At 64.8% G+C, this 11,386-nt stretch carries 6 protein-coding genes; 2 read left to right on the plus strand and 4 right to left on the minus strand.

Annotated elements, in window-relative coordinates:
• The first annotated feature begins 371 nt into the window (after positions 1 to 371).
• Complete coding sequence (locus ABEL04_RS05125; RefSeq protein WP_375801312.1) at positions 372 to 572, plus strand: sensor histidine kinase; 201 nt, start codon at positions 372 to 374, stop codon at positions 570 to 572.
• A 308-nt stretch (positions 573 to 880) separates the two neighbouring features.
• On the opposite strand, the gene ABEL04_RS05130 is transcribed toward ABEL04_RS05125, so the two are convergent.
• The 4 genes from ABEL04_RS05130 to ABEL04_RS05145 form a co-directional block, all read right to left on the minus strand.
• Positions 881 to 2,272, minus strand: a complete 1,392-nt coding sequence (locus tag ABEL04_RS05130; RefSeq protein ID WP_375801313.1) for a cryptochrome/photolyase family protein — start codon at positions 2,270 to 2,272, stop codon at positions 881 to 883.
• A 507-nt stretch (positions 2,273 to 2,779) separates the two neighbouring features.
• Entirely contained in the window at positions 2,780 to 6,517 is a 3,738-nt protein-coding gene (locus tag ABEL04_RS05135; protein WP_375801314.1) for a PAS domain S-box protein, read from the minus strand.
• Between the two features lie 229 nt (positions 6,518 to 6,746).
• A complete protein-coding gene (locus ABEL04_RS05140; protein WP_375801315.1) occupies positions 6,747 to 8,999 on the minus strand; it encodes an ATP-binding protein in 2,253 nt (750 codons plus the stop codon).
• A 790-nt stretch (positions 9,000 to 9,789) separates the two neighbouring features.
• Positions 9,790 to 10,962: an FAD-dependent oxidoreductase gene (locus tag ABEL04_RS05145; protein WP_375801316.1), complete on the minus strand. Its 1,173-nt coding sequence runs from the start codon at positions 10,960 to 10,962 to the stop codon at positions 9,790 to 9,792.
• Between the two features lie 170 nt (positions 10,963 to 11,132).
• Here ABEL04_RS05145 and ABEL04_RS05150 point away from each other — a divergent pair, with 170 nt between their 5' ends.
• Positions 11,133 to 11,318 carry a hypothetical protein gene (locus tag ABEL04_RS05150; protein WP_375801317.1) on the plus strand — a complete coding sequence of 62 codons (186 nt, stop codon included), beginning with the start codon at positions 11,133 to 11,135 and terminating at the stop codon, positions 11,316 to 11,318.
• The last annotated feature ends 68 nt before the right edge of the window (positions 11,319 to 11,386 follow it).

The raw sequence follows: 11,386 nt of genomic DNA on the forward strand, positions 1-11,386 counted from the left end.
AGCCGGTAGACCCCTCCCCCAAACCCCTCGACTTCCAGTCGAGGGTGGTTTAGTTTTGGTCGAGCCACTGATTTCTGGTCGAGCCAATTCAGAGCAATGCGGAGCGCGGCAAAGTGGGCTCTTGCTTCAGCAGAACTGGGGAAGCGCTCGTGCGGACGGTTTCGTCGCTACCAGCCTCCGAACCACCCGTCAGTCTCCTCTACAGTACGCCGCTCCGGACGACGAGACCGCTGTCACGTCCACGAAGGAGAGCAGCGTCCCAGCTTTCTACAGCAGCGGTCTCCTCGCCTCGCAGCTTACGACCCTCCGCCGTCACGATCCGGCCGTCCACTGGAGACTGAGCCCGCTGGGCGGGGGCCGACGAAGGGACGGTGCGGACCGTTGTGCAGCATCTGGTGTCCAACGTGATCAAGTACACCGAGGAGGGAGGCCCGGTGTGGGGCCGGATCCGTCGGGAAGACGCGCAGACGGGACCGGAGGTTGAGGACACCGGGATTGGGATCGAACCAGGGGCGGTCGATCGGCTCTTCGGGCCGTTCCGGCAGACGTCGGGGGATCGGGCGGAAGCATGAGGGCACCGGGGTGGGGGTGGCGGCCGCCAAGAGAGCCGTCGAGGAGATGGGGGCTCCATCGAGGTGGAAACCGAAAAGGGCGTTGGCACCTGCTTCACCACTCGGCGTCTGTGCGGGGAAGAGAAGGCTTCAGGGGACCCCAACTCGTAGCCCAGCTGGGGGGCCGGACCCCTTCGGACCGACGCCTCCCAGGGCGAAAGGATGAGGAGACAGACGGGGGCCAGTTCAGCCTCAGCGCTGTCGTCAGAAGGACGCTACCAGGATAAAGCGCCGCTCTCAAGCTCCCCGCAGAGAAGGAAGACCGGGGCTTACTGGGCGCGATCCAAAGCCCGGCCGGCCTCCTCAAACGCGTCCCTCGCCCGGTGGTAGGCATCGTTTCGGTCCGCGATTGGGGCCGGGTAGTCGGGAGCTGCCCCTGAGAAGTCAATCTGGTCCCCGGAGGTGAGCCGATCCTTGTCTACTCCCCGTAGCTCTGGTACCCAGCGCTTGATGTACCGGGCCTCCGGGTCGTGCTTCTCGGCCTGTGAGTAGGGATTGTAGATGCGGAGCCGGTAGTCGGTCCCCACCGAGGCGGCCCACTGCCAGTTACCGGCGTTCACGGCCGGGTCGTAGTCGGTAAGTGTCCGCGCAAAATGTTGTGCGCCCCAGCGCCAGTCTACGAGCAAATCTTTTGTGAGGAAGCTAGCGACCACCATGCGGGCCCGGTTGTGCATGTATCCGGTTTCACGCAGCTCGCGCATGCCGGCGTCCACGAAGGGCACGCCCGTCTTCCCCTTTCGCCAGCGGTCAAACTCGGCCCGCTCGTTGCGCCAAGGAATGTGCCGGCCGATTGGACGAAGGGGCACAGTCAGCTGCTCGGGACGATGGAAGAGAAGATGCGTGTAGAAGTCTCGCCAGTAGAGCTGACTGGTCAACTTGTGGTAATCCTCGAACGCCTCTTCTACGACGTAGAGGGACTCCCGGATCGAAATCGTCCCGAACTTGTGGTGTGCCGAGAGGGCCGTGAGAGACTCCTGCGCCGGCTGATGGCGGTCGTCCCGGTAGGAGGCGAGCGTCTCGACCCCTTCGAGAAACTCGATCCCCTCCGATCGTCCTCCTTTCGCCCGGAGGGAATCGGTGGAGTACCGCTCGTACTTCTCCAGACGGGTGGTTTCCACCGACAGCGGACCATCGTAGAACGGCCCCTCCACCTTGCCGGTCGGACCGGGAGTTGGGACCGACTGCGCGTGCCGCCGAAACGGCGCGAAGGTGTGGTAGGCGCCTCCTCCGTCGGGTTGGACCTCCTCGGGCTCCGTCAGGAGAAGGGCGTTCGAGGACTCAAACCGGACGCCGTGCCTGCGGCACACTGAGCGCAGTCTCTCGTCCCGGCGCTGGGAGAAGGGGGTGTAGTCTCTGTTGACGTGAACCGAGGAGATGTCCCCGCTGGAGGCAAGCTCAGAGACCGTCTCGGCCGCCTCGCCCTCGAAGACAAAAAGCCGGCCGCCTCGCTCCTGGAGCCGTCGCCTGAGCTCCTTCAGCGAGCGGACCATGAAGGCAAATGCGTGCTCGCTGAAGAAGGAGTTTTGCTCGGGGGCGCACTGCCGCGGGTCGAAGATGAACGCCGGAACGACCTCGTCCGACCTGCGGCATGCCTTGGTCAGGCCTGCGTTATCGGCCAGCCGGAGGTCCCGTCGGAATAGGAAGAGGCTGCGGTCGGGCACTGCGCGGGGCTAGCGTTCTGAGCAAAAATGCTCCTCTGATGGGGGACGCCGTCGGCCCGCCCTCAAGAGCGTGCAACCTGGAGGGGGACTCCCAGAAGGATCTCTCCCGGAAAGAGGCTTTCGGCTACGGCCCGCTCCGGTTTCCTCCAAAGCGCATTGGTTCGAAGCGGGTGGCATTTGAAACGAAACGGGAAGCGGGCTTCTGACACGGATTTCAGTGGAAAAGGTCGGCAGAATCAGTAGAATCTACTGGCTACTGGACAGTGCCCAAAACCGGGCAAATCAAGACGGTTCGGCAATCCGCCGACACGATGAAGTCAGAACCTGTTTTGCGAGCAGGTGAGCAGCCGAGACACAGTGGGCGAAGCTGCAAAATGGCGCCCAAGTGAGCCCTGTAGTGGAACTACCGGGCGAATGCAGAAGCCATTTTGCACGAGATCCACGAAGTCGCAGGCCGCAGATGTCTCGCCAAACAGGTTCTCAAAACGGTATAAGCAGTACGCTCCCCTATCTGCTCTCTTCGTCCCTGCCGCCCGGCGGCAGCCGGACGGTGAACCGGCTTCCCTCGCCCTTCTGCGTGTCGACATCCACGGTTCCGTCCATTTGCTTGACCGCCCGCCGGACGACTGCCAGCCCGATGCCGGTGCCTTCGTAGTTCCGATCCAACCCCTCCGACGCCTGCCGAAAGGGCTCGAAAAGCGTCTCGGCCACCTCCGGCTCCATCCCAATGCCGGTGTCCTCCACCTCCATAATCGCCTCCTCGTCCCCGTTCTGGTAGACCCGGACCTGCACCTCCCCGCCCTCCCCGGTGTACTTGATCGCGTTGGAAAGGAGGTTCTGCAAGACGATTTGCACCCCGCCCTCATCGGCCCGGGCGAGCGCTTTGTCCGCTTCCACCTTGAGGTCGAGTCCGGCCTCCTCGGCTCTCGGCGTTAGTTCGGTGACGGCCTGTCGGGCCTGCTCGGCCAGGTTAATCGAGCGGGCGTTCATCTCGATCTCTTCGGCCTCCAGTTTCGAGAGGTTGAGAACGCTGTTGAGGGTCTCGAGCAGCCGGGTTCCGGCCTGCTCGATCAGCGTCGCAAACTGGGTCAGCTGCGACAGGTCGGCCTCCCTGGGCCGATCTTCGAGCGTCTCAACTTCCTCACTAATCGTCTCAGCGAAGCCGATGATCGAGGTCAGGGGCGTGCGGATCTCGTGGCTCATGTTCGCGAGCATCGAGGCCTTGAGCCGGGCCGCCTCCTCCGCCTCCTCCTTCGCCCCGCGGAGCTCATCCTCCCGCTCCAGGCGGCCGAGAACGAGGGCCGCGTACCCGGCCAGCACCTCAATCAGCCGCAGGTTGAAACGGTCGAAGCCCTTCTTCCCGGTCCGGCCTACGACGATCACTCCTCGCTCTCCGATTGGCACCCCGGCCGCCGAACGCAGGACTCCGTAGTCGACCTCGGATCCGAGACTGCCGGTGTCCTTCACCACCGTCGTCTCTTCGTCCCGCAGAACACGGGCGGCGATGCTGTGGCCGTCGGCCGGTCGCGGGCCCGGCGGGGGCACGTCTGTCCCGTCGCTGCGGTCCGTCCGGGCCGAGCGAATGGCGTCTCCCTCCAAAAATCCTGTGTTGACCAGGTCGTAGTCAAACACTCGCTGCAGGACGCCGTGGATGTGGTCGCAAACCGCCTCTTGGCCGTCGGCCCGGAGCAGGCCGCGGGTCGTCTCGTACAGGGCCTCGATGTCCCGCCGGCGTCGTTTGAGCTTCCGCTCGTGGCGCTTCCGCTCGGTAATGTCGGTGATCGCCCCGTCGAAGTAAGTGCTCCCCGGGTCTTCTCCCTCGACTTGCTGACTGCTGAGCAGGCCGATGAAAGTCGTCCCGTCCTTCCGGCGGTACTGGACCTCCTCTTGGTCGAGCCTTCCGTGCTCCGCCTCTTTTTCGATCAGCTCCTCTCGCCGGGCCGGGTCGACGTAGAGGGCCTCCGCCCCTGCCGCCTTCAGGTCCTCGAGATCCCGGTAGCCGAACATCTCGATGAAGGCCTGATTGGCGTAGACGATTCCCTCCTCGGCGGTCGAGCGGTAGATGCCGTCCGAGACGTTTTCGGTGATCGCCTGGATCCGCCGCTTTTCCCGGCGGAGCTTTCGGCGGCTCTCCTTCAGCTTCTGCTCTTGCCGCTTCCGCTCAGTCACGTCCTGAATCGTGCCCCGCACTCGAACAACCTCCTGGTCGTCCCCCCGCTGCGGCTCGCCGCGGACCCGAACCCACTTCTCCTCTCCCGCGTCGGGGGTCAGGCGTAGCTTCAGGTCGTAGGGCTCGCCCTCTTCCACCGCCAGGGTGAAAGCCTCCCGGATCACCGGTTGGTCCTCCGGATGGTAGAGCGAGATGGTCCGCTGGTAGGTCACATCGGCACTGGGAGAGAGGCCGTAGATGCGGTAGACCTGCTCCGTCATGGTTCCCTCCCCAGCTTGGACATCGTACTCCCAGGCGCCGACGTCAGCGATCTCTTGGGCCCTCCTGAACAGGTCGTTCTGGCGCTCCAGGGCCCGCGCTCGCCGCTTCTGCTCGGTGATGTCGCTGAGGTAGAACACGGCTTCTCCCTCCGCGGGTGTCGTTTCGCCGGCGGGCCGGCCACCTGGGGCCGGGTCGCCGCCCTGCAGCGGAGCCCCGTTCACCGACAGGTGCCTTCGCTCTCCATCCTCCCCGTCGATGGAGATCTCGGCGCTTCGGACCGGCTCGTCCGTCGACAGGACCCGGGCAAACGGCAGCTCCTCGTCCGGAATCGGGCTTCCGTCGGGGGCGCTGATCTTCCATTCCAGATCGTCGTAGGCACGACCGAGGATCTCCTCCTCTCCGGTCCCGAGCACCTCCTGGACTTGGCCATCCGCCTGCACGAAGGTTCCTTCCGAATCGAGGCGGACAATCGCGTCCGGGCTGATCTCGAGAAGGCGACTCAGAAGGTTCCGCTCCTTCCGAAGCGCCTCCACCGCTTCCTTCCGCTCGGTGATGTCCTGCAGGGCCCCGGCTACCTTCACGATCTCCCCGTCCTTCTTTTCGGCCGGGGCTCCAACCGTGCGGACCCACCGCCGGTTTCCCTCCGCCGTATCCAGGGGAAGCTCCAGGTCGTACGGCTCCTCCTCGTCGATGCACCGCCGGAAGGCCTCCCGAATCTGTGGCCGGGCCCCCGGAGCGAAAAACTCGAACGCCTCCTCGAGCGTCCGGCTGGCCCCTGGGTCCATTTCGTGGATGCGGCGGGTCTCCGCCGAGCGGTGGACCTCCCCGGTTTCCAGGTCTACCTCCCAGGCCCCGGCCACCTTCTGGGTCTGCTCCAGGAGGGCTTTCTGCCGGCGCAGCGTCTGCTCCCGGCGCCGCTGCTCGGTGACGTCGGCGATGACGCCGCCGTAGTAGGCAACTTCTCCGTCTTCCCCCCGAACGACCGTGTCGGTGACGCGGCCCACGAAGGTCGAGCCATCCGCCCGGCGGAACTCGATGTCTTCCCCCTCGAGCCCGTCCTGCCGGTTGGTCTTCTCCAGCACCCGCGCCCGCTCGGCCGGATCGGCGTAGAGCTCTTCGGAGTCGACCTCCAGGAGCTCCTGGGCCGAGTCGTACCCGAACATCTCGACGAGGGCCTGATTGACGTGGATCAGCTCCCCCTCTGGCGTGGACTGGTAGATGCCCTCCGAGACGTTCTCGGCGATCGACTGGAGCCGCTTGTCTTTCTCCTGAAGCTTCTCCCGAGTCGTTCGCCGCCGCTCCAGTTCGCTCATGACCATCTCGGCTAGATCCTCCAACCGACCGGTCTCCTCGTCGGAAAGCTGCCTTGAAACCGTGTCCAGCACGCACAGCGTCCCGATCCGGTAGCCATCCGGGGTCTGAAGCGGCGCGCCCGCATAGAACCGGACGCCCGGCGGGCCTTCCACGAGCGGATGATCGGAGAACCGCTCCGTCTCGGTCGCATCCTCGATTATGGTCGTTCCGTCCGCCCGAATCGCCTCGATGCAGAAGCTTGACTCGAGATCCCGTCCGCCACTTTCGACCCCAACGGCTGACTTGTACCACTGCTGGTCCTCGGCTATGAAGTTGATCAGGGCGATCGGCACATCGAAGAGAGACGCGGCCACGCGGGTGATACGGTCGAAGTTTGGTTCCGGCTCGGTACCGACGACCTCGTAGCGGCGGAGAGCCCGAAGGCGGGGCTGCTCCGCCTCCGAACGGCCGGGGCCTGACTGCTCTCGGTCACCTGACGGAGCGGTGACGGAAGAAGGCATGAGAATGCACTCGGCGAGTTGTAATTTCAGCGGATCGAGTTTGTAAAGAGCGCGTGCATCTGTGCAATTTCAACAGGGCGCTTTCCAAGCGGTCGAAGTGGCGACCGGGATGTACCATCTTTTTTGCAAGCCACGAAGCACGCGGACGTCAATTCCCCCTCGGGCACGGAAAAGTCATCGTTGTCGGCGACGGAGCAGCTTCTCGATTGCGCTGATCGATAGTGCCGATCTACCCTTCGCTGTCCGCCTCAGGCCGCGGAAGCCGCACGATAAATTGGCTGCCCTCCCCTTTCGCGGTCTCTACGTCGATGGTCCCGCCCATCTGGTCGATCGCCCGTTTGGTAAGAGCCAGGCCGAGGCCGGTTCCCTCATACTCACGCCCAAATCCCTCCGACTCCTGGCGGAACGGCTCAAACAGCTCATCGGTCTGCTCCGGATCCATCCCCACGCCGGTGTCTTCGACCTCAAGGGTCGCCTTGCCGTTCTCGGGGCGCACCCGCAGCCACACGTCGCCTCCGGGCTCGGTGTACTTGATGGCGTTCGAGATGAGATTTCGCAGGGCGATTCGGAGTCCTTCCTGGTCGGCCTGGACGTGGAGGGGGGTCTCCTCGATGTCCACCCGCAGGTCGACGGTCGCGTCCTCTGCCTGCGGCAGGAACTGCTCGGCGACCTCCTCCGCCTCGGCGGCGAGGTCGACCGCCACGCCGTCGACATACACGTTCTCCCCCTCCAACTTCGAGAGGTTAAGCACCGCATCGAGGGTTCCCAGCAGGCGGCGCCCACTGTTTTCGATGAGGCCCGCGAAGCGACCGATCGGCCCAAACTCAACGTCGGGGTCTTGCGCGCGGAGCGACTCGGCTTCCTCCCCAATCGTTTCCGCAAAGCCGATGATCGAGGTCAGGGGCGTGCGGATCTCGTGGCTCATGTTGGCCAGGAGCGCCGACTTCATTCGGCTGGCCTCCTCGGCCTCCTCCTTGGCGGCCCGCAGCGTACTCTCCTGATCGAGCCGGTCAAGCACCACCGTGGCGTGAGCGCTGAGCACCTCGATTAGCCGACGATCGAAGTCATCGATGGGACCGGCCTGCAGGTCCCCAACCACAATCGTGCCGTGCTCGCTCATCGGAAAGACCGCCGCGCCGCGGGCCTTCCCGTAATCGGCGGGGTCGTCGACGGCACGCAGGTCGTCGAACGTGAGCGGGGCTCCCTTCCGGTATGCCTGGGCTATGATGGAGTCCCCGTCTACCTGTACGGGCGAGCGGTCAGGCATGTACTGATCGACCTCGGGAGAGGTCTGAACGGGTACGAGGCGCCCGTCTTTGGCCAGCCGGACGCCGACGAGCGGGAACCCGAGCACATCGTTGACGAGCCGGAGAATGAGGTCACCGACTTCTTCTTCCCGACGGACCCGTAGCAGCCGATTTACTGCGGCGTAGAGCGCCTCGACCTTTTCCTGCCGGTCTCGGAGAGCGCGTTCCCGCCGCTCTCGCTCGGTGATGTCAGAAAAGACGACTACCCGGCTCCCTTGAGCCATGCCCCCGCCCACGTCGGTCTCCACGATTCGGTAGTACCGGGGCGATGCCTCGCCCTCCTGCTCCAGAAGGGAATCCTCCTCGCGAAGCGCGTCGGCAAGCTCCGGCAGGGCACGGGGGAGCGGCTCCCCGATTGCGGATCGGTCCGACAGGCGTGGGAAGAGCTGGGTCGCGCCTCGCCCGTAATCCTTGATGCGTCCGTCTCCACTCAGCATGATCATCGGTTCACTGAGACTCCCGGCCAGGCGAACAGCCCCAAACTGGTAGACATATGCGAACAGCACGCCCACCGCGAACACCGCGACCCCCAGCGGCTCGTGGGTCACGTCGAGGAGGGAGGGGCTGACGTGTCCCAGGATGTTGAGGCCTGCGGGAAGGGCGGTGAGGGCGGTGAGGCCGGCCAGAGGGGCAGTGTTTGTCTCCGTCTTGATAAACAGCTCGAAGAGCAGTAGGTAGCCGGTCGCGGCCAGCGCGTAGGAGACCGCCATCACGACCCAGTACAGGATGCCGTGGCGGACGGCGACCTGGAGAAACTCAGAGTTGACCGGCTCGAGCGTGTAGTAGAGCCCGTGGAGGGGATTCGTAATCTTTACGAGCACGATCAAGGAAAACAGGCCGACCGCGAAGCGCCGCGCCGCCTGGCTACGGTGGAGGGCTCGCCCAGTGTACGCGGAGCAGAACCAGAGCCACGCCCACACGGTTGCGAACCCGACGATAAGACTCGCCTGGTAGAACAGATTTTTCGCCGCCGGGGAGACGGGCAGGAGAAAGCCGATGTAGGCGGCCGCCCAGCCTCCACTTGTGAGAAAAAACACGAAGAGCCCCCTCCGCGTGTCGGCGTACGGGATTTGGCGGGCCCGGTAGCTTCCTGCAAAACAGGCGGCTGCCGCAAGCGCGAACGCGAGCAGGTACCCCAAGTACAGCGGTTCAGCAGTCGAGAAAAGCTCGAGCATCGTAAAGAGAAGCTCAGGAGCGGTCTTTCGAAAGCACGATAGGACCCCCGCCACATGATCCCGCAACGTCAGTGCCAAGTGCTCTACCAAAAGCTGTTGGAGACGAAAAGAGGCCAGGCCTCTACTGATGGCGTCCGTCGGTACCCCGTCTGCCGCCAGCTTTTGATGAGTAACGTGCAAGCTGGGTATGTGCGTAACGCGATGGTAGATATTTACAGGTGGTCCGCCCCATGATCAATGGTTTTGGGACTCCTCAGCGCCTCCTTAGAATCTCAGCCGGTGACGCTGGATTCGTGCCTGCGTCCGTGCCGGTCTGTTCCCGAGGGAATTCTTCCCGGCTGTTCCATCCTCTCATCCGTTCGTCTTGCCCCAGCCGGCATTCTCCGTAGCGTGCGCATTCTCTCCGTCCCACGGGAGCCAGATCCTCGCTCGTCGACCTCGAGGAAAAGCCGACTACAGGCAGACGAATTCGCGTTGTTGAAAGAGGAACCCAGGCAAGTGGCCCTCAGCAGCGCCGCAGGCCGGATCCGCAAGGGGTGAACCGGGTCTTCGGAACGGGAAGGAGTGGACTCGCGGCGCTGGCGCCACTTGCTTCGTTCGTGCACTGGTGGACGGGACTCCGCGCGCGGACCCGTCTCGGTCATGGCGCCGGGCGGGGGAATGGCGACGGCATCCCGGCCGGCTCCGTTTCCTCAGACATACGGGTTGAACGGCTTCCAACTCTGGTGCCCAGAGCGCTCTTTCGCGCACCGCACGGCCTTTCCCGGGTTCGGAACCGCAACATCGCCGCTCAGGCCCTGCGCGACGGATCGTCAAGCAGAGCCATCCGCCGCAGCACGAGGCGGCGGAGCGGGCCAATCCGGAGCACCGCGTCCACGAGCTGGAGCGCCGGGACCAGGAACGCCCCTCCACGGGCGAGCAGAATGCGTGTCAGCGCGTCCGTGGCCCAGACGGCACCGCCCTCGAGGGCCTCGCGGCGCTCGGCTTCGTACCGGGCCAGTGGCGTGGAGCGGCCCCGCTCAAGGGCCTCATCCAGCGCTCGCCAGAGCGCGTTCGCGTCCTGGACGCCCACGTTCATCCCCTGCCCGCCTACCGGACTCGTGAGATGCGCCGCGTCGCCGGCCAGCACGATGCGGCTGTTCACGAACGAGTCGGCGATTCGGCGGTGGAGGGTAAACGCACTCTTCCAGACTGCCGCGTAGGTGTCGACCGCGAACAGGTCGGCGACTGCCCGCTCGATACGGGTGTTAAGCGGCGTGGCGTGGCCAGGCGTTCGGGGCATGATGATCCGCCACCGTCGCTCGTCGATGCGGATGCCCGTGGCCACGCCCCGGCGTCGGGTCATGCGTGGGGAGTGGGCCCCCGGATCCTCCTCGAACGTGAGGTCGGCCAGGGCCGCCCGCATACGATAGGTCATGCCCTCAAACGAGGAGCCGAGTACCTCCCGCACCCGGCTGTGCGCCCCGTCGCAGCCAGCGACGAAGGGGGCGGTGGTGGACCGGGTCGTGCTGTCCCGTTCGTACCGGACCTCCACCCCACCGGCCTCAGGCAAAAGCTCCGTCACCTCCGCCGAAAACTGAACCTCGGCCCCGGGCTCGTCCCGGAGGGCATTACAGAGAATCTGTTCGGTCCGAGACTGGGGGCAAAGAAGCAACTGGGGGCACTCGGTCTCGCCGTCCAGTTCCTCGATTGGGACGTGCAGTAGCACCTCGTCGCGATCGGCGTCCCAGAGCCGCACTGTCGACCGGACGATGCCCGCCTCCAGGAAGCGATCGAGCAGGCCGAGGTCGGCAAGGATCTCCTGCGTTCGGGGCCAGATGATGGGGGCGCGAGAATGCTCGCTGGTGGTTGGCTCCTTTTCGAGAACGAGGACCGACCGGTCGGCGTGAGCCAGGCCGAGCGCAAGGCTCAGCCCTACGGGCCCGGCGCCCACCATGACGACCTCGTGTTGCAGACTGGTCATGGGCGTTGACACAGAGCTGAACCGATGCTGTCACGAATGGACGTGTTCGGCGGACGACGAATTGGTCTTGTGTCCCCAAGAGAATCGTATGTAAGCTGATTCGGAACCACAAATGAGAGCGGACTCCGTGCACTTTCGAGGACCCGTCGACCGTCGTCGGCTGCGCGCAAATGGGGTGGCCGGCCCTGACCGATGTCCCGAAGGCGCTGGATGACGCCGATTTTGAGGGCGAGTCCATCGTGGCCGTCGGGACGCAGGTTGGTGCCGACGCCGCTGTGACGCGGACCCCAGAGGATTTTCGAGACGGGCCGCTGATGCCCTACTTGCCCGAAGAAGTGCTTAACGCGCTGGGATGAGAGCTGGGAGGTCATGGGGCGGACGGGTTCCCGAACGCGACGGTGAACATTGCCCGGTTCTCGGGAAT

It is taken from the genome of Salinibacter sp. (assembly GCF_042218895.1).
Lineage (GTDB): Bacteria > Bacteroidota > Rhodothermia > Rhodothermales > Salinibacteraceae > Salinibacter.

Bases quoted from the DNA above. Each gene is read 5' to 3' on its own strand.
- ABEL04_RS05150 (WP_375801317.1), top strand. From the start codon at position 11,133: ATGGGGTGGCCGGCCCTGACCGATGTCCCGAAGGCGCTGGATGACGCC.
- ABEL04_RS05140 (WP_375801315.1), bottom strand. From the start codon at position 8,999: ATGCTCGAGCTTTTCTCGACTGCTGAACCGCTGTACTTGGGGTACCTG.
- ABEL04_RS05145 (WP_375801316.1), bottom strand. From the start codon at position 10,962: ATGACCAGTCTGCAACACGAGGTCGTCATGGTGGGCGCCGGGCCCGTA.
- ABEL04_RS05135 (WP_375801314.1), bottom strand. From the start codon at position 6,517: ATGCCTTCTTCCGTCACCGCTCCGTCAGGTGACCGAGAGCAGTCAGGC.